The following is a 19,107-nucleotide window of genomic DNA, read 5'->3' as shown; positions in this document are numbered from 1 at the left end:
CACCTTTATAAGATCGGTATATATCTTGAATGTCCATAGCATTACTCGTCCTTTCCAATCGCCTGACTCTCCAAGCCCTTTAGTTCGGGCACAGTGACAAAGACATAGCCATTTGATTTATAGTAATCGATAATCTCTGGAAGCGCCTTGATCGTGTTACTCAGGTCTCCGCCTCTCCCTCCTGAAGAATGCATCAGGATAGTGACCTCCTCCTCAGGACCGGACTTGACGGTCTCAAGTATGTCAGAGGCGGAGGCGCCGTCCCAATCACGCGGATCGACATTCCATAAGGCCATGGCATGCCCCAATAGGTCGATTTCCTCCTCTACTCGATCCGACTTGGCTCCATAAGGAGGGCGCATAAGCACCGGTACAAATCCGACAACCTCATTAATGGCTTCATCCGTTTTTGTAATTTCCTCGCGCATTTCTTTTTCACTGATCTTGGCTAAATTCCGGTGACTCCAGGAATGGTTGCCCAGGGCATGCCCTTCACTAACGATGCGCTCTAAGACCTCAGGATATTGCTTGACTCTTTCACCTATAACAAAAAATGTACCTTTTACTTTTTGTTCTCTTAAAATATCAAGTACTTTTCCGGTATATTTTCCGTCCGGTCCGTCATCAAAGGTCAAGGCCACTACTTTTTTGGATTTGGGAGCCGAAGCAGGAGCAGGAACCGGCAGGTAAACAGGTTGTTTTTGTTCTATAGGATTGGCCACTAAAGAAGGAACGGCAGTTTCTACTGTTGATTTGCCGGACAAGTGGGTGGGAATAGCCGCATAGATCAGAGCAATTACAAATCCGGCCAAAACTAGGAGTCTAAACAAAAGATGATTTCTACGCATGATTTTCTCCTCAACGCTTTTTGTTTCGTTGGATTTTATTATAGAGGGATCTTGTTTCGGATTTCAGAAGACTTGTATCGAGATTGTAACTTCTAAAAATATTGATCCAAAGAGGGGAAGGAGGCCTATCCCATATTTGTTGCTTCCCGTTCGTACGGATCTTCCGGATAAACTCCTAAGCATGCAAAAAAATCAGCGACCTGCTCCCAAACGATGTTGTGAAAAGATCGCTGATCCATGTATTTTTCAATTTTGGGGTGCTTACTCCGCCTTGTTGCTCTCAACTGCCTGGCCGTTCGTCTGCTGATTTTTCGTTTTCTTCGGCACTCCGTCGAGGCCATATTCCTGATCGTAGGCATCGAAAATTTTACGGGCCACCGGCGCGGCGCTGTAAGCGCCAAAGCCGCCTTCCGGTATCACTACAGCGACAGCGAGCTTCGGATTTTCGCGCGGCGCAAAGGCGATAAATACGCCGTTATCTCTATTTCTTCCGGCACCCCATTGCTCCGAGGTTCCTGTTTTTCTGGCAAAGTCATACGGGAAGCCGGAAAATGCGAAGTTCACGTCAGTGCTCATCCCAGCGATAACTTCTTTCCAGTATGCATTATTAAATTTAACTTCGTTGAGTACTTTCGGTTCAAATTCCTTAACAACATTTCCTGCGGAATCGGTAATTTTACTGACCAGATGGGGTTCCATCCGCTTGCCTCTAGTGGCAAGCGTCGCCGTATACTGCGCCAGCTGCAGCGTGGTATATTTCCCCTGCTGCCCAAAGGAAGCATACGCCAGCCGGGACAAGGCGGTTTCCTTATCGTTCATATACTCCAGCTTGCCCAGATACTCCTGCGGAAGATCCACGCCCGTGGATACGCCAAGGCCAAACTGCTTCATATAGCCGTCCCATACATCGATTCCTTTGGCGCCGTACTTATTGTAAAGTCTCTCCCCAACCATATTGACCATAAAGGTGTTGGAGGAATGCTTGATTGCCGCTCGCGGATCAATTAAGCCGTATGCGCTTCTATGTGAATTTTTGACGCTCGACGAATTGTTTTTCCCGAAATAGGCAATCCCCGTGTCATTATAATAAGAGTCCGTCGAAAACAAGTTTTCGTTCAAGCCGAGTAACACGGACAACGGTTTAATCGTGGATCCAAGCAAGACGGTAGATTCGAAATCATGTCCCGACCGTCCCGAACTAAATGGGGTAATTGTCCCATTCATATAATTGCTTGAAATCTTCTTCCAAGCATCAGGCGAAACCCCGCCCGACTGCCAGACGTTCGTATCGTAATCCGGCATGCTGGCCATCGCCACCACATTTCCGGTATCCACTTCCATGGCGACGGCATACCCGGTTTTGGCGTTGGGATGAACTTCACCGGACACCGGGTGCGTATGCACCCACGCAATTTGGTCCAAAATCGCTTGTTCGGCCACAAGCTGAATGTTTTTGTTGATGGTCGTGTGCAGGTCGTTTCCTTTCACCGGCGGCGTGATCTCCGGGATGCCCGTGGCCATGTTCCGCGGATCGATCGGGACGCTTTTGTACCCGTTTTTGCCGCGCAGCTCGCTCTGATAATACAATTCCAACCCGTCGTAACCAACGTCTTCGTTTTCCGTGTACTGCATATCCGGCGGCGCATCTTTTTGCGCGCGGATCTGTTTATAAAAATCGAGGTTCGTCGAGGCATTGGAGTACTTCCGGATATACCCGATCGTCTGCACGGCTACCGTATCCGGATCGTAATGCCGGATGCTCTCTTCGACGATATCAATCCCCGGGAACTGATCCTTCCGCTCCAGAAAATATGCGACCTCTTCCTTGGTCAAATCCATTTTGATCCGGCGCGGCGAAAATCCGTTTTGCTTCCGGTAATCCAGGTCCATGGCTTCGATGATGGCGTCCTTCGTCATCTTGGAATCCGCTTTGCCGTATTTGTCGAACACTTCTTTTAATTTATCCGCCAAGGCCAGCGCTTCCGGACGGTTCTTTTTCCCCTTGTCCGTCGTATTGCTGTAATCCTTCTGCAAAGTAATATAGAGAGACTGGACGGGCGTGGAATACGCCAGCTTCTCCCCGCCGGCCGCATAGATCGTGCCCCGCGTGGGCGCCAGCGGCACATCCTTCACCCGCAGACTGCTTTCCTGCTTGGACAGGGTTGGGCCTTCCACAAACTGCAAAATCGCCAGCCGCACGATAATGACGGTAAAAATGGCAAATGCGCTGAAGAAAAACATGTTCAGCCGTATATTAAAATGTCTCTGCATCGACGCTTCTTGTTCGCGCGGATCTTCACTGTAGACGCGTTTCACTGCGATTCCCCTACTTTCTTCCCCTGATGAGTCGTTTATCGGCATGATCGAGGCAACTGTCGGCCTTATCTATATTAACATAACGCAAGAATCGTAGCGAAGTTACAGCATGATTTCTTTTTACCTGCTCTTATTTGCTTGTTTGATTTTCCGCTTTCTTCGGCACCCCGTCGAGGCCGTACTCCCGATCGTAAGCGTCGAAAATTTTGCGGGCCACCGGGGCGGCGCTGTTTGCGCCAAAACCGCCTTCAGGAATGACGACGGCGACGGCAAGCTTCGGATTTTCGCGCGGGGCAAAGGCAATGAATACGCCGTTATCTCTCTTTTCTTTGCCCCCCACTTGCTCCGAGGTCCCCGTTTTACGGGCAAAGTCATACGGGAAGCCGGAAAAAGCGGACGACACGTTGGTGCTCATCCCGGCAATTACTTCTTTCCAGTATGCGTCATTAAATTTCACCTCGTTTAGCACCTTCGGTTTGATCTCCTTGACGACATTTCCTTCGGAATCGGTAATTTTGCTGACCAGGTGCGGCTCCATCCGCTTCCCCCGGGTGGCAAGCGTGGTCGTATACTGGGCAAGCTGCAATGTGGTGTATTTGGCTTGCTGCCCAAAGGAAGAGTACACCAACCGCGCCAAGGAGGTTTCCGACTCGTCGGTATAATCCAGCCTGCCCCGGAATTCCTCAGGCAGATCCACGCCCGTGGGTACGCCAAGGCCAAACTGCTTCATATAGCCGTCCCAAATGCCAATCCCTTTGTCGCGATATTTCTTCCACAGCTTTTCTCCCACCATATCGACCATAAACGTATTGGAGGATTTAATGATCGCCTCTCTAGGGGTAATTCGGCCGTACACATGTCTTGAGGAATTTCGCACGCTTGACGAATCATTTCTCCCGAAATAGGCAATCCCCGTATCGTTGTATCGATCACTCGTCGTAAACAGGCCTTCGTTTAAGCCAACTAACACGGACAAAGGTTTGATCGTCGAACCAAGGTAAACGGTGGAGTCGAAATTATGTCCCGAACGTCCCGAACTGTTTGGCGTTATCGTCCCGTTTCGGTAATTATCCATAATTTTGTTCCAATCTTCCGTCGAAACCCCGCCCGACTGCCATAAGTTCGTATCGTAATCCGGCATGCTGGCCATCGCCACCACATTGCCGGTATCCACTTCCATCGCGACGGCATAACCGGTTTTGGCATGGGGATGCACTTTTCCGGACACCGTATGCGTGTGTACCCATTTGATTTGGTCCATGATGGCTTGCTGGGCGGCGAGCTGTACATTTTTATTGATCGTTGTATGCAAATCATAACCTTTTTCCGGCGGCGTCAGCTCCGGAATCCCGTTTGCCATATTGCGCGGATCGATCGGGACGCTCTTAAATCCGTTTTTGCCCCGCAATTCATTTTGATAGTACAATTCCAAGCCGTCGAAACCGACAAGCTCTTCCTCCGTATACTGCAGGGAAGGATCCTCTTTTTTTGCTTCCCTGATCGGGTCATACCAATCCAAATCCCTTGTTGATTGAAACTTTTTAAGATAACCGATCGTTTGCACGGCTACTCTGTCCTTGTCGTAGTGGCGGATGCTCTCCTCAACGATGTCAATCCCCGAAAATTCGCTTTTGCGTTCAATAAAGTACGCAACTTCTTTAGGGGTCAATTCCGCTTTGATTCGCCTTGGAACAAAACCGTTATTGGTCTGGAAATTAAGGTCCATCGCTTTAAGGATGTCCTCTTCGGACATGGCCTTGTCCGGGGCTCCGTATCTGGCAAACGCATTTTTCAATTTCCGGGCTAAAGCCACCGCTTCCTCGTAATTCTTCTTTCCCGATTCACTGTCCTGGCTGTAACTGCTCTTTTGCAAAGTCAAATACAAAGATTGAACCGGTGTCGAATAAGCCAGCTTTTCTCCACCGGCAGCCAATATAGAACCTCTCATCGGAGGCATTGGCACATCCTTTACCCGCAGATTGCTTTCCTGCCTGGACAACGTCGGGCCTTCCACGAACTGCAAAATCGCCAGGCGAACGATAATCACGGTAAAAATCGCAAAAGCGCTAAAGAAAAACAGGTTTAGCCGAATATTAAAATGTCTCTGCATCGCCGCTTCTTGCTTGCGCGGATCGTCCATGTAGACACTTTTCATTGCGTTTCCCCTACCTTCTTCCTTTCAAAAATCGGATCGATAAGTCTACACTCTTCTATACTTGCATAAGAAAAACGTCTATCGATGTATTTTCTGGGAAGGCAGACCGCGTTTAACGGCAGTTTTTCTCCACGATTATAGAATTGTTCGGCTCCGCCGGAAACTTATTATTATATAACTTTAACGAAATAGGGCCCGTCGAAGTTACGGCCCGGTTCCAACTTTTTTCGCCCGCCTCCGGAAAAAAATTTTAGATGCGTACTTCCTAGTTAGATTAATTTATCCGGGATATGGGTTTCGCTGAAGGCCGGAGGATTAAACCAGTCCCCGCTTTGGGCCCAGGTCGCGTCGAGCGGAATCCAGGCGTTTTGCGCAGACAAAAACACCTCGTTCCAGGCATGCGGGCCGTATCCGCCCTGCCCGTCATAACCGAGCCCGGTGATGACCTTGACGTCCAGGCCCTGCGACCTCGCCATCACCGCGTACAGGCGGGCGTAATCGATGCAGACGCCTTTTTTCGTCTCAAACGTCATTTGCGGCGTCTGCTCGTGCCAGATCCCCTTCTCCTCATAGTCCTTCACTTTATCGTAATCGTAGCTGACTCTCGTGCCGATCCAGTCGTACAACCGGCGGGCCTTCTCCTCGTCGCTATCCGCGCCTTTGGTAATCTCGGCCGCCGCCAGCTCGATATCCTGCGGGATATGGGCGTCGATCAGCTCGTATTTTTGCTGCAGAATTCCGCTGAGCTCCGCCTCCACACTGCGGGTGAACACCGGCAGCTTCTCCTTGATCAGGTTGCCGGTCAGCGGTTCAATGATGGTGCGGGCCCCCTGCTGGTATACCGGGGACGCCTCGACATAACGGCTGAAGCCGCTGTTCGGAAACAACGTCACGGCGATAAAAAGCACGGCGATAACCATCAGGCAGCGCGCCGCCCCGATCACACCGCCGATGCATGCTCCGGCCAAACGGCTCAGCAGCGAAGCCGGGCGGTCTCCGCCCGAGAACAGCCGCCCGAACCAGGAGCCGCCGCCGAAAAGCGCGGCAGCCAGCCCGGCAATCGTCCGGATCAGCCAGTACATCAGGATGAACACGACGGCAAAACGCATCAGCGGAAAGTCCCTTACCGCCATGATGAACGTATAAAACACCTGCTCCCAAAGCGCCAGCTCACGCTGCGGTATCTCCAGCATAGCCAGCCACCCCTGCACCTTGGGAGAAATCCACAACGTAAGCGGGATGGCGGCGGCAATCCCGAGCAGCGACAGCACGCCCCCGCTGAGCAGCGAAAACAAGCGGCCGGCCGACCGCGATGCCCCGCGCAGCAAGCCCTGAAGTATCGATCCCAGCAGGATGAACAGCAGCAGCAACGATATGAAGTTGTATTCCCGCACACTTTGCAGCAAATCCTCCATCATGTCACCCCCCGATCCTGATGATTTGCCGGCGCGGCATATATATTAACGATAAATTTTCCGAAAAATGCAGATGCAATTCGAACCGCCGCTTACTTGGAATTGCGCTGCGCCTCTTGAATAAAGGCCTTCAGCGTATCGTTCACCGACCATTCTCCCATGGACACGCCGTGGAACGAAACCTTCACTTTATCGCTCCCCTCGGTGCCGGTCACTTCCAAATTCGGCGTGGAAATCGTAAACGATCCGTCCGAGTTTTGCGTCAGCTTGGCTTCCTTGGCTTCTTTTTTCATCATATTCAAAACTTCGCTTTGGCTGATATTCACGGCCTGTTCCTTCACAGTGGCTACCGCGTTGCCGATGTCCTTAAGGGAAATGCCGCTGTAAATAATGATAAAAGCCGCGATCACCAATACAAGCGCCCATTTGACGACGGTTCTGACGAAATTCAGCACCAGAAAAAGGATGACCAGGGCCACGACGATGACCAGCCAGTTCTCTTTCAAAAATTCAGTCCATACTTGCACGTCCATCATTTGCAAACACTCCTACACGTTTTTGCCGGCGGAGTTCTTCCCTGGCCGGCCCGGTTATTTCGGCAACAACACGGTTGCCTTACCATTATACATGATGGCCCAGGCCGGTGTCAGCTTAACCCCTTTGCCATCATAATACAGGGGCTGAAGAAGACGTGCCTTTAGTCCCTGTGGGGCCGTACATGTTTGCCATACATTTTTATACAGGGAGAGCAATCAGGCTACATTTACCTCCTAACCCGTTCAACCTGCCAACACGCTGGCAGGACGAATGAGGAGGAACTCCAGCGGAAAACATAAGAACAAAAAATGTCGTTATTCCGGCGATATCCATCCATTTGAGAGAAATAGAGGTATTTTATGCAGCTATTTTCCCCCGTTGCAAGGAAATGCCCGCGTTCCGGACCCTTCATAAGAAAATAAGGACCAAAAATGCCGTTAATGGGGATGAATATGCCTCGCTCCGGATAATAAGTACATAAAGTGCCGTTATTTTGAAGGACGACGGTTCGTCGTCCCGGTTGGCCGTTCCGTTTGTCGTTCCGGTAATTCTATCCTTCGATTATAACCTTATCCCGTTTCCGGGCAGCTAACGAACATAAGAAAAACGTCTATCGACGTACTTTCAAGCAAGCCAGACCGCGTTTATCAGGTAGTTTTTTTCCTCAATTTTCACAGAACGAAAAGCAGCTTAAAAGCAGGAAGCTTTCCGCCATTTAGACATAACTTCATCCCTTCAGGCGTACAAGTAGTACAAGTAGAGCATCGTTACTATCCAAGAGAGGAGGGCTAACGCATGAAAATCGCGTTCTGGCTGTATTTCTTTATGTTTCTCGCTTTCTTCGACCTGCACGCCCAGTATCCGATTCTGACTCCGTTTGCGTTGTCCCTCGGCGCGGCGCCGACGTTTATCGGCTGGATGATGGGGATCTACTCCTTAACGCATTTGCCCGGCAACCTGATCGCCGGCCAAGGCGTAGACCGGCACGGCAGCCGGAGATACATGATTTTCAGCTTGCTTACCGCCGGTGTACTATTGCTGCTTCAGGCGCATGTGACGGAGCCGTGGCAGCTGCTCGTCATACGCTCGATCAGCGGCTTTGTGCTGGCCTTTTTGTCGCCGGCCTGCCTGGCGATGCTTGCTTCGCTGTCCAATAATCCGGTACAGCAGGGGAAACTGATGGCCGGCCACGGGGTGATGCACACGATCGCTTCCGTCGTCTCGCCGGCGGTCGGCGCGTTCCTTGTGGCCCAGTCGGGCTTCTCGCTCGCGTTTCAAATGCTGGGCTGGCTGCTCATCACAACAAGCGTCATCGCCATGATCACCATTCACGAGCCCGCGAAAACGAGCAAACCAGCCGCTCTGGAGCCGAAAACGGCCTCCTCCGGGATCCCGCTCAAGCTCAACGTCATTCCGCTCCGCTACTACCTTCTGTCGCTGGCCGTCGCCTGCTCCCAGGGTATTCTGTTTTTCGAACTGCCGCTGCAAACCGGCGGGGCTTCCGAAATCATGCACACCGGCCTCTATTTTTCGATCATCAGCCTGGGGGCGCTTGTCACCCTTTCGATGCTGTTTCTTAGCAAACTGTCGCCTTACAAACGGGCGAGCTTCGGCATCCTGGGTGTTGCGCTCTGTTTTTTTGCGCTGGCCGCACTCGATTTCATCCCGCTGCCGGCGATTCTGTTCGTCCTGGGCATGGCCAAAGGCATCGTCTTTCCGGCGCTCTCTTCCCTGTTTATCGACCTGAGCGGGGGACAAAGGCTTGGCACCGTATTTTCCCTTCAGTCGATCGCGACGTCGCTAGGTTCCTTTATCGGGCCGATCGCCGCCGGGGCGATGCACGGGTCGTATTCTCCCTACTTCCTGGCCTTTTTCCTGCTGATGCTGGCGCTCATTTTGGCGCCGCCGAGGAAACATCCCGGCGTATTTACGCCGCCGATCGGCGCCGAAGCCGGCCGGCCGTAAGCCCATTTTATAGTTTTTTCGCCCTCTGGGCCGCCGCACAGGACAGAGACGAACGCCCGACATAAGATAACGTGAAATCAGCTGATAACCAAATATATCGAGGTGAACCAAAAATGAGCTCCTTAAACAATGTTTGGCCCGGCGCGGTTGGACCCGCCAATATTGGTCCCGCTAATATCGGTCCCGCTAATGTTGGACCCGTCAATGTTGCGCCTGTTAATGTCGCGCCTGTGCATATTGCACCGGTCCATGTTGCACCTGTTCATGGCCTTTACGGCTTCTGGACGTCAACAGGCACGATTCTCGTATTGTACATTTTGCTGGTGATCATTCTTCGCTCTACTTTTCATTAATGGGCTTTGCCAATAACCGCAAGGCAAACAGTCTGCCGTGCGGCAGGCTGTTTTTTTTCATAGATTTAACGAACGGCAAAGCTTATACTGGATAGAAAAAACCAGATAAGATATCCGCGGAAAGGACTGGTCCACTTGGCATATTTGCAAATTACGAAGCAAAATATCGACGAACAACACATTTGCTGCGCATTGGGCGCCAAGCAGTATGAAGCGGCCGTCAATGAGAAAAAGCACTGGCTGAAGGAACGAATGGACGAGGGCCTCGTTTTTTACCGTCTGGACGACCGGGCCAAAGTTTTCATCGAATATTTGCCGGCCGATCAGGCCTGGATCCCCATCGATGCTCCCAATTATATGTTCATCAATTGTCTTTGGGTGTCGGGCAGGCATAAGGGGCAGGGGCATGCCGCAAAGCTGCTGGAGCGGTGCAAGGAGGACGCGGCGGCCCGGGGCATGGACGGCATTGTGCATATCGCCGGAAGCAAAAAGCTGCCTTATCTGAGCGACAAGGCTTTTTTTGAGCATATGGGGTTTATAGTGGCGGATGAGGCCGAGCCTTATTTTCAGTTGCTGGCTTTAACCTGGAACGAAACCGCCGCTTCTCCTGCGTTCAAACCGCACGTCAAGCAGGCATCCGTTCCGGAAGAAGGAGTTTCGATCTATTACACGGCCCAATGCCCGTTTGCGGCCGGCATGCTTGAGGAGCTGCGGGAAGCGGCCCGCGCCAAAGGCGTCCCCTTCCGCGCCCGCCGGATCACATCCAAAGAACAGGCCCAGCAGGCCCCCGCGGTTTGGACAACCTTTGCCCTGTACTATGACGGGAAGTTCGTCACGCATGAAATCTTGAGCGTCAATAAATTCGATAAGCTGCTGGAGCGGTTGCTTCCGGCTTAACGGGCTTTCGATCCGACAGGTACACCCCGGCGCTACAATAACGGCGGAATGCATATTAAGACGGAGGATGAACCGCCCGCTCAATCCGGCTCCAGATTCATATCCCACTTGGCCTTCCTGTAAAGCAGCGAGCTTCCCTCCATTAGAGAAACCATGCCCGTCACCAACAATGTTTCTTTGAGCTTCGGATTAGGCTGAGAAAAGAGAGAACCGATGGAGTGAGCGATAAAGAACTCTCCCCAGCTATCGTAGCAGCTTTGGGCAAAGCGGGCTGCCGCGAGCTTGTACTGCCAGGCTTCCTCGGCCGTCAGCCAGCCTTTGGCCCGGCCGATTCGGCTTAAGGCGACCGCCCAGGCGGCCCCGTACCCGGCAATGTTGCCCGAGGGCAGTTGGTGCAGACAGTGATTCACCAGCACCAGCTTGGCATGATCGCCGCCGCCTTGCCGGGCTTCGATATATTTGCTGCGCGCCGCCTCCGGTAAAACGAACAGGATTCTATGAATCCGGCGGTATTCCCGGTAAAGGTCGGCATCCGCATCCAGCAGCGTACGAATCCTGTCCTTCAACTGTTCCGCATTGGCAACCTCATTTTTTTTGAGAGATAGGGTTATCACACCTTTACGTAACCAGCGGTTAAGCCAGGTGAATTCATAAAAATTAAAATAATCTGCCATAATCCCATCAAAGCAATTAGCCGACAAACAGCGAAAGTACTGATTCAGCCGTCTGCGCCTAAAAAAACTGTACTTGGGTAACATCTAAAAACGCCCTCCTTCGGTCAGATGCGCCGCATCCAGGCGATTTTGGCCGTCTTCCAGGTATTCCACAACATGACTGCCAGCCAAATCGCGGCGATAGCGGAACCGGCGCCAAACGTAAACCGGCAGACGAGATAGAGCAGAATGTACAGCCAATTTAGCCCCAGGAACAGAAACAGCATCATTAGGAGTTCAAACTGCCACATCCGCAGCCGAACCTTGAACGGCAGCCTGCTATATTTTTGGGGGAATAGATGCCGGTTTTTAAAACGCGACCACACCGCATAGAAACGATAGTGTATAGAGTTCCGCTCAAACTCCCAGCGCTTCCTGCCGTCCTCCCAGGCCTGTTCAACCTGACCGAGAACCTCCCGGCATTCCAAAGCCAAGCAGTACGCATCCTGCGGCGTGGGAGAAAACTGCAGCAAATACTCCGCATCCTGCAGCGCTTCACGGTACTGCCGCCGATCAAATAACAATCTCCCGCGCAGCAGATAAGCTTCCCGCGCCTCCGGGTTCAAACGGACGACCTGATGGAGAACAGCCAGCGCTGCGCCGGAATCCCCGGCCATAATAGCATGCTTGGCCCGCATTAACTCCAGGTCCGGGTCCTCCCGGAACAGCGCATGGGCGGCGGCAAGCTCCCGCCCGGCGTCTTCCAGCCGGCCATCCATCAGACTGAGCTGCGCCTCTTGTCTTAAGCCGAGATATGCCTCCAAGTCGATCGCCAGCTCCCGGTTCAAGAAGCATTCGTAGCCCATCGCCAGGCCTCCGCTAATCTGTCCGGTCACAAATTCCATCAATTCATCGTCAAAGTAGTCATACCCGTGCTCAAAGTTTTCTCTGATCAAAAACAGTTCATCCAATACTTTCCACACGTTCGCCGGCATATGCCGATGTTCGTCCAGAAACCGGATCAGCGCGTCGAATCGCTCGCCTTGCGCCCCTACGTCCCATATGTAATCCTGGTTCGCTAGCATTTTCCATTCCTGCGGATCGACGCGGCGCTTGAAATCCGTGTAAAGTTCATGCAGGTGTTGTTCAAAAAGCGCCAACGAATCGGGGGCCGGTTCCCCCTCCTGCTTCGTCCCGATCGCGACTCCGGTCTTCAGGTCCTGGCCGTATCCGGGAAAATCATGCTCCTCCGGCATGCCGGCCTGCTTTATGGCCGCGTCAAAAGCCTCCCTGAGCCGCTGATAGCCTCTTGGGTCGTTCTCTGGGTGAGCCATCCGCAGTTTCTTGGCATAGGCCTTCTTGATCTGCTGCTTGTCTTGCGTCGGTTCGATGCCCAATATGCTCCAAATCGTCGTCAAAAGTAACTTTCACTCCTCAAGTCAGGTTGCTTAACTTTCAGACAGCTTACGCTTGCAAGCAAAAACAGGGCGTCTCCCGCTGTAAGATCGCTTCCGGGAGCAAACACCCTGTTCTTATTTAAAAAGCCCGTCGGCTTAGAAATTGAAATCTTCGTCGGTCAGCGGCTCGACGTTCAGCGCCCGTACGTAGCCGTTGCCTTTTTTGGAGAAAAAGTCGTGCTGCTTCGTGTCGGTACGGATCCCGTTGAACACGATCGGGTTAACCTCTTCCTCCTCGAACGGCGGCTCAAAGCCGAGGTTCATAAACGCCTTGTTGGCGTTATACCGCAGGAAGACTTTCACTTCGTCCACCAGTCCGATTTTCGTGTAAATCTGCTCCGTATACCGCTCTTCGTTGGCGTGCAGGTAGTGCAGCAGCCCTTCCAGCGTTTCGTATACGTCTTTTTGCTCGTCTTCGCTCATTTGCGCGTAGATTTCCTGGGCCAGCACGCCCACGTACACGCCGTGAATGCTCTCATCGCGCAGAATCAGGTCGATGATTTCGCCGCTGCAGGTCATTTTGCCCTGGCCGGCCAAATACAGCGGGTAGAAGAATCCGCTATAGAACAAGTAGCTCTCCAGCAGGACGGAGGCCGCCATCGCCAAATACAGCTCTCTCGGGGAGCGGATGTTGGTGTAGTACTGGCGGATCGTCTCCGCTTTCGTCTGCAGCATCGGGTTCTGCTCCACCCAGCGGAAGATCTCGTCAATCTCCTCATTGGAAGCGAGCGTAGTGAAAATGCTGCTGTACGATTTGGCATGGATCTGCTCCATCATGCCCATAAAGCCGAGCACGGCTTTGCGCTGCAGGCCCTCCACATGCTCCATGATCTGCGGCATGCCGACGCCGCCCTGTACCGTATCAAGCAGCGTCAGACCGCCGAGGACCTTCATATATGCGTCTTTTTCATCATCGTTTAACGTCATCCAGGACATTTTGTCGTCGGACAACGGGATTTCGTCATCCGTCCAGAACTGCATGATGTTCTGGTTCCAGAACATCATCGTAAAATCGTCGTCCGGACGGTTCCAGTTTACAGCTCGTAATGCGCACATCGCCGATCTTTCATCCCTTTCTAAGTCTTTCGTTATAGTGCAAGTTCAAAAAGACCTCTTATACCGAGCAGGTCAGGCATTCTTCCACGGACAGCTTCTTCGTCCGGGTATAATACAGCGACTTCAGCCCTTTATGCGCGGCATACAGATAGTAACGCGCCAACTGGCGGGTCGTCACGTTGCTGTTGACGTGAAGGATCGTCGAGATGCCCTGGTCGACATGCGGCACGATTTCCGCGATCAGGTCGATCACCTTGAACTGGTCCATCTGATAAGCGGATTTATAGAAGAAAATATTTTCCCGGCTCAGATACGGCATCGGATAATACGTCGTCGAGTTCGCGTAGGTCCGGGTTTCGATTTGCTCCACGACCGGCATCACGCTCGAGGTGGCGTTCTGAATGTACGAAATGCTGGCGGTCGGCGCAATCGCCAGACGGTAAGCATGGTACAAGCCGTTTTTCATCACCTGCTGCTTCAGTTCGGCCCAGTCCTGCGGGGACGGGATGTGCATGCCTTCGAACAGAGCGGCCGCTTTGCCGGTGCGCGGACGGTAGTCCGTATTCAGATACCGTTCGAAATACTCCCCTGTAGCGTAGTCGGATTGTTCGAATCCGGCGAAGGTTTCTCCGGTTTGCACGGCGATCTCCATGCTCTTTTCCAGGGAATAATAGTTCATCATCATAAAGAACGTACGGGCAAAATCGCGCGCCTCTTCGCTTTCGTAGGCGATTTTGTTTTTGGCGAAAAATCCATGCAGATTCATCACGCCGAGCCCGACGGAATGCATTTCCCGGTTCGCTTTGGCAACGCCGGGAGCGTTGGAAATATGCGTCATGTCGCTGACGGACGTGAGCGCCACCATGCCTTCGTGCACGGATTCGCGAACCATCTTCCGCTCCATCACGTTCACGATGTTCAGGGAAGCCAGGTTGCAGCTGATGTCGCGGCGGATCGCATCCGCTTGCCCGTAATCGGCGATTTCCGACGTCTCCTGCAGCTGGAAGATCTCCGTGCACAGGTTGGACATTTTGATCTTCCCGACCTTGTTCAGCGCATGCTGGTTGTTGGCGTTGCTCTTGTTCATGATGTACGGGTAACCGGATTCCAGCTGGACCGTGGCGATCTTGGTCAGCATGTCGCGCGCGCTCATCAGCTTTCTTTTCTTAACCCGCTCGTCGGCGAGCAGCTTGTCGTACATCACGTCCAGGTCCATGTCGTCCAAATGAGTGCCGTAAGCTTTATATACACTGTAAGGACCGAACACGTAAAGCGGTTCGTTGTCCTTGGCCAGTTGATAAAAACGGTTCGGCACGATCAGCCCGATCGACAAGGTTTTCAAGCGAATCCGTTCGTCGGCGTTGATTTTTTTGCTGTCCAAAAATTCCGCAACGTCCCAGCCGAAAATGTTGTAGTACCCCGCGCCCGATCCTTTGCGCTGACCCATCTGGTCGGCATAGGAAAAAGCGTCCTCCATCAGCTTCAGCACCGGCATGATCCCTTTGGCCGCGCCTTCCACGCCTTTGATCGGCTCGCCGCGTCCGCGCAGCTTCGACAGGTTTACCGCTACGCCGCCGCCGATTTTGGACAGCTGCATGCAGGTGTTCAGCACGTAGTTGATCGAGTTCAGCGAGTCGTCCATTTCCAGTAGGAAACAGGACACCATCTCGCCGCGCCGGCTTTTGCCCGCGTTCAGGAACGTCGGCGTCGCCGGCTGCAGCCGCTGCTCCATCATGGAACGGGCCAGCAGGCTGGCGGTCTCCGCGTTGCCGCGGCCGAGGTGCAGCGCCACCGCCGCTACCCGGTCCGGGTAATGCTCCAGATACTTGGATTTATCGTTCGTCTTCAGCGCGTAGTCGGTATAAAACTTCGACGCCGCCATATAAGACGGAAACTCAAAATGATAGCCGTGGGTAATGGCATATACGCGTTCGACCTCGGCTTCCGTATACTGCTCGTACACGTTCTCGTAATAATCGTTTTCGATCATGTACCGCACTTTATCGGTCGTACTCGAAAAGGTCACGCTTTTGCGTTCGACTTCTTGCATAAATTCGGCGACGGCTTCCCGGTCCTTCTCCAGTTGGAAGAACCCGCTCTCGTCCCGCTTCATCAACATGTTGTTCAGTTCAATATGCCGCAACCCGGCTCACCTCCTGCTTAAATCTTTCCGCATCCTGTTTCGTGCCCGACAGCTCGAATTTGGCCACCACGGGAACATGGTAGCGCTGGGCGATCAAATCGGCGCTCAGGGCAAAACGCTCGCCCCAGTTGCGGTTTCCGCTGGCCGCTACACCGAGCAGCCGCTGATGGTTATGCTCGAGAAAAGCGGAGACCTTTGCCGGCACCTGTCCAAACCCCGTCGTATATGTAATCAGCACAAACGGCTCCTCCAGCGTCATATTCTCGTCAATTTGCACGGCGGGCAAATCGAGCTTCTGGATGAACCGTTTCACGTTTCCGGTTTTGGAATCATAGGCAATCAGCATTGTTACTCCCCCACTTTTCTTCTATTACCCGGTAAGTATTTGATATAATGAGATAAACACCAAAATTCGCTTCACAACAACATATTGGTGTACTTGTTTAATTTAATACCTATATATTGTGTTGTCAACCTGGTAAACGTCCCAAACCGCACCCAAATCCCCTGTGGATAATGTGGAAAATCGATGCAATCCCGCATCATACCAGGGCCCGCTGGGGGACAAGCTGTTGATAAAAATTTTTTAAAAATTTTTCTATCAAAAAAAGATAGATTGCTGTGCGTGGAAACTACTTTGTTTTGCTTTCCCTTTTGCGGTTTAATTAAGAGTTCGGCAGTTGAGCCCTGGCTTGGCTAGTAGGCTGTTCCTGAAATAATGGAGCATGGTGGCGGCTTCTCTTGAACTGCAAAAGTTAGCTTGCTAAAAAACTCAGCCGGAAACATAAGGGAAAAAAATGGCTCTATTTCGGCGAAATCCCATTTCGGAGAGAAATAAAGGAAAATTATGGCGCTATTTTCTCAAATCACAGGGGAATGGCCGCCTTTCGCAGCACCCATTGAACAATAGGGCCAAAAAATTCCGCTAATCAGGACGAACAGGCTCCATTCGGAAAATAAGACCATAAAGTTCCGCTATTTTTTTGGATAGTACCTCCACCCGACCCGTAGATTTATCACGTTTTTTCTGGATCATTTACTAGGCGTGCAAAAAACCTTGTCATACCGGCAAACAACCGTTATGACAAGGTTTTTTGACAATGGCCGCATCACATTGGGACAGACCGGTGCACGGCCGCAGAAGCAGCACGCTGTTGGACGAGCCGCTGTGTATCACGGGCAATCATCAGCTCTTCGTTGGTGGGGATGATATGCACCGCCACACGGGAGGCGGGGGTGCTGATCTTGCGCTCGCCGGGCGAGCGGGACCGGTTCAGTTCCGGGTCCAGCTCCAGCCCCAGATAGGTCAGACTCTCGCACACCTTGGCGCGAATATAATCGGAATTCTCGCCGACCCCGCCGGTAAAGATCAGCGTATCCAGACCGTTCAGCACGGCGCAGTAGGAGCCGATGTATTTGCGAATGCGCTGTACATACATATTCAGCGCCAGCCTGGCTCCCTCATGGCCTTCATCGGCGCAGCGGATGATCTCGCGCAAATCGGAGCCCTGGCCGGAGACGCCGGCCAGCCCGCTATGCTTGTTCAGCAGCGAGTTGATCTCGCCAAGACCCAGATTCTCTTTGGCCATCACAAAGGGAATGATCGCCGGGTCGATATCGCCGCAGCGGGTTCCCATCATCAGGCCTTCCAGCGGGGTCATGCCCATACTGGTATCTACAGACTTCCCGTCCCGAATGGCGGTAATGCTGGCTCCGTTGCCGATATGGCAGGAGATTACACGGGTTCCCTGGAGGGGTCGGCCGGTAATTTCGCCAAGGCGCAAGCTGACATATTTATGCGAGGTTCCGTGGAACCCGTATCTTCTGATTTTATGGCGGTCATACAAGACTCTTGGCAGTGGATACATGTAGCTCTCCTGCGGCATCGTCTGGTGAAAAGCGGTATCGAACACGCACACCATCGGCGTCTCCTCGCCCAGCAGCTGGCGGAACGCTTCGATCCCCTTCAGATTGGCCGGATTGTGCAGCGGCGCCAGCTCGATATTGCGCCTTACCGCCTGCAGCACCTCATTGTCCACCAGTGCCGAATCCGAAAAGAATTCGCCGCCATGGGCAATCCGGTGCCCTACTGCCGCGATTTCCCGCACCGAGGCGATGCACCCGTTGCCCGGATCCATCAGCGCCGCAAGCATATGGGTGATGGACTCCTTATGCTCCAGGATCCGCAGACCGGTCTGCGGAGGCAGCGGCGGTGTATTATCCTGACGATGAATCGCCTGCTCCGTTCCAATCTCTTCAATAATTCCCTTCGCAAGCACCGATTCATCCTTCATATCAAACAGCTGATATTTCAAGGACGAGCTGCCGCTGTTAATGACCAGCACCTTCATAAACGGCTCTTCCTTTCATACGTACTTCTTTTTTAATTCAACCTCCGATTTGGCAGCGCAAGCCATAACCTTCCGCCACATGGCGCAGGCTCTCCATCTCGTCGCTTGGAGGTGGCGTCTGATGCTTCATATGGTATTCCGTACCCAGATAGGTGTATTTATTCTCGCCCAGCCGGTGAAAAGGCAGCAGATGCAGTTCCCGCACCCCCGGCAGTTCCGCGGCGAACGAGGCGATGGCGGCGATCTCATGGATGGTGTCGTTGAAGCCCGGAACGACGGGAACGCGAATGATCATCTGCGCCCCCTGCCCGGCAATCCGCCGGGCGTTCTCCAGAATCAGCGAGTTGGACTGCTGCACATATTCATAGTGTTTGCTGTCCTCCATGTGCTTGATGTCCAGCAAAACCGTATCGAGCAGCGGCAGCACGTTATCCAGCACGGCCGGATTACAGAAGGCCGTGGTTTCAATCGCTGTGTTCCAGCCTTGATCCTTGCAGGCGCGAAGGAGGTTCAGAACGAAGTCGCTCTGATAAAGCGGTTCACCGCCGGAGAGGGTAATCCCCCCGCCGGAACGCCGGTAATAAGCCTCGTCCTTGCGCAGAATGGACACAATCTCAGAGGTGCTCATCTCTTTGCCGTTCATAGTCAGCGCCCCGCTGCCGCATTCGGCGCTGCAAAGTCCGCAGGATACGCAGCTTAGGCGGTTAACCGTCACCTTCGGCTGATAGCTGATGGCCCCCGCTGGACAGACATTGGCGCAGCGTCCGCAGCTGACGCAGTTGTCCTCCTGAACCATCAGCTGGCTGCCGGGAGCCTGGGTTTCGGGATTGCTGCACCAGCTGCAGCGCAGCGGGCAGCCCTTCAGAAATACGATTGTGCGGATACCTGGACCGTCATGGAGCGAGAAGCGCTGAATTTCGCTGACCATCCCCCTGGCTTCCCAAATGACTTCATTCATGGT

Annotated in this window: 15 protein-coding genes; 3 read left to right on the top strand and 12 right to left on the bottom strand. The window is 52.8% G+C overall.

Translation table 11 applies throughout. The annotated features are described in order from the left end of the window. Positions 1–41: 41 nt before the first annotated feature. The 5 genes from DYE26_RS29490 to DYE26_RS29470 form a co-directional block, all read right to left on the bottom strand. Positions 42–848, bottom strand: coding sequence for a polysaccharide deacetylase family protein (locus DYE26_RS29490; RefSeq protein WP_051985284.1), 807 nt, complete (start codon positions 846–848; stop codon positions 42–44). Between the two features lie 261 nt (positions 849–1,109). Next, the gene (locus DYE26_RS29485; protein ID WP_036620015.1) at positions 1,110–3,164 is read right to left on the bottom strand and encodes a peptidoglycan D,D-transpeptidase FtsI family protein; all 2,055 of its coding nucleotides are present in this window, start codon (positions 3,162–3,164) and stop codon (positions 1,110–1,112) included. 130 nt (positions 3,165–3,294) lie between these two features. Further along, entirely contained in the window at positions 3,295–5,319 is a 2,025-nt protein-coding gene (locus DYE26_RS29480; protein WP_036620012.1) for a peptidoglycan D,D-transpeptidase FtsI family protein, read from the bottom strand. A 269-nt stretch (positions 5,320–5,588) separates the two neighbouring features. Then, complete coding sequence (locus DYE26_RS29475; protein ID WP_036620011.1) at positions 5,589–6,737, bottom strand: transglutaminase domain-containing protein; 1,149 nt, start codon at positions 6,735–6,737, stop codon at positions 5,589–5,591. An 89-nt stretch (positions 6,738–6,826) separates the two neighbouring features. Beyond that, on the bottom strand, positions 6,827–7,267 hold the full coding sequence (locus DYE26_RS29470) for a hypothetical protein (RefSeq protein WP_036627611.1): 441 nt from the start codon (positions 7,265–7,267) through the stop codon (positions 6,827–6,829). A gap of 799 nt (positions 7,268–8,066) precedes the next feature. Between DYE26_RS29470 and DYE26_RS29465 the strand changes: the two genes are divergently transcribed. From DYE26_RS29465 to DYE26_RS29455, 3 genes are all read left to right on the top strand, one after another. Continuing rightward, entirely contained in the window at positions 8,067–9,236 is a 1,170-nt protein-coding gene (locus DYE26_RS29465; RefSeq protein ID WP_036620009.1) for an MFS transporter, read from the top strand. Positions 9,237–9,472: 236 nt separating this feature from the next. Then, entirely contained in the window at positions 9,473–9,589 is a 117-nt protein-coding gene (locus DYE26_RS34420) for a sporulation protein YjcZ (RefSeq protein ID WP_115311385.1), read from the top strand. Positions 9,590–9,724: 135 nt separating this feature from the next. Then, positions 9,725–10,486 (top strand): GNAT family N-acetyltransferase, encoded by a 762-nt coding sequence (locus DYE26_RS29455; RefSeq protein WP_036620007.1) that lies wholly within the window; start codon positions 9,725–9,727, stop codon positions 10,484–10,486. Between the two features lie 80 nt (positions 10,487–10,566). Here DYE26_RS29455 and DYE26_RS29450 read toward each other — a convergent pair whose 3' ends face one another. From DYE26_RS29450 to DYE26_RS29420, 7 genes are all read right to left on the bottom strand, one after another. Next, on the bottom strand, positions 10,567–11,100 hold the full coding sequence (locus tag DYE26_RS29450; RefSeq protein WP_218568201.1) for a DUF1266 domain-containing protein: 534 nt from the start codon (positions 11,098–11,100) through the stop codon (positions 10,567–10,569). Between the two features lie 164 nt (positions 11,101–11,264). Further along, positions 11,265–12,557 (bottom strand): J domain-containing protein, encoded by a 1,293-nt coding sequence (locus DYE26_RS29445; protein ID WP_036620003.1) that lies wholly within the window; start codon positions 12,555–12,557, stop codon positions 11,265–11,267. A gap of 135 nt (positions 12,558–12,692) precedes the next feature. Further along, the gene (nrdF, locus tag DYE26_RS29440) at positions 12,693–13,652 is read right to left on the bottom strand and encodes a class 1b ribonucleoside-diphosphate reductase subunit beta (protein ID WP_036620001.1); all 960 of its coding nucleotides are present in this window, start codon (positions 13,650–13,652) and stop codon (positions 12,693–12,695) included. A gap of 58 nt (positions 13,653–13,710) precedes the next feature. Next, the gene (gene nrdE / locus DYE26_RS29435) at positions 13,711–15,795 is read right to left on the bottom strand and encodes a class 1b ribonucleoside-diphosphate reductase subunit alpha (protein ID WP_036619998.1); all 2,085 of its coding nucleotides are present in this window, start codon (positions 15,793–15,795) and stop codon (positions 13,711–13,713) included. After that, positions 15,782–16,141: a class Ib ribonucleoside-diphosphate reductase assembly flavoprotein NrdI gene (nrdI, locus tag DYE26_RS29430; protein WP_036619996.1), complete on the bottom strand. Its 360-nt coding sequence runs from the start codon at positions 16,139–16,141 to the stop codon at positions 15,782–15,784. Before nrdI ends, nrdE begins: the two co-directional genes overlap by 14 nt. A gap of 763 nt (positions 16,142–16,904) precedes the next feature. Further along, complete coding sequence (locus tag DYE26_RS29425; RefSeq protein WP_036619993.1) at positions 16,905–18,146, bottom strand: acetate/propionate family kinase; 1,242 nt, start codon at positions 18,144–18,146, stop codon at positions 16,905–16,907. Between the two features lie 37 nt (positions 18,147–18,183). After that, the gene (locus tag DYE26_RS29420) at positions 18,184–19,104 is read right to left on the bottom strand and encodes a glycyl-radical enzyme activating protein (RefSeq protein WP_036619992.1); all 921 of its coding nucleotides are present in this window, start codon (positions 19,102–19,104) and stop codon (positions 18,184–18,186) included. Between the last annotated feature and the right edge of the window lie 3 nt (positions 19,105–19,107).

This window comes from Paenibacillus macerans (assembly GCF_900454495.1).
Taxonomy (GTDB): domain Bacteria; phylum Bacillota; class Bacilli; order Paenibacillales; family Paenibacillaceae; genus Fontibacillus; species Fontibacillus macerans.
The sequence above is the reverse complement of the archived record's forward strand: the minus strand, read 5'-3'. Positions and strand labels throughout refer to the sequence as shown.

Coding starts and splice junctions, on each gene's coding strand:
- nrdF (WP_036620001.1), bottom strand. CDS start 13,652: ATGTGCGCATTACGAGCTGTAAACTGGAACCGTCCGGACGACGATTTT.
- DYE26_RS29465 (WP_036620009.1), top strand. CDS start 8,067: ATGAAAATCGCGTTCTGGCTGTATTTCTTTATGTTTCTCGCTTTCTTC.
- nrdI (WP_036619996.1), bottom strand. CDS start 16,141: ATGCTGATTGCCTATGATTCCAAAACCGGAAACGTGAAACGGTTCATC.
- DYE26_RS29470 (WP_036627611.1), bottom strand. CDS start 7,267: ATGGACGTGCAAGTATGGACTGAATTTTTGAAAGAGAACTGGCTGGTC.
- DYE26_RS29475 (WP_036620011.1), bottom strand. CDS start 6,737: ATGATGGAGGATTTGCTGCAAAGTGTGCGGGAATACAACTTCATATCG.
- DYE26_RS29480 (WP_036620012.1), bottom strand. CDS start 5,319: ATGAAAAGTGTCTACATGGACGATCCGCGCAAGCAAGAAGCGGCGATG.
- DYE26_RS29425 (WP_036619993.1), bottom strand. CDS start 18,146: ATGAAGGTGCTGGTCATTAACAGCGGCAGCTCGTCCTTGAAATATCAG.
- DYE26_RS29420 (WP_036619992.1), bottom strand. CDS start 19,104: ATGAATGAAGTCATTTGGGAAGCCAGGGGGATGGTCAGCGAAATTCAG.
- DYE26_RS29490 (WP_051985284.1), bottom strand. CDS start 848: ATGCGTAGAAATCATCTTTTGTTTAGACTCCTAGTTTTGGCCGGATTT.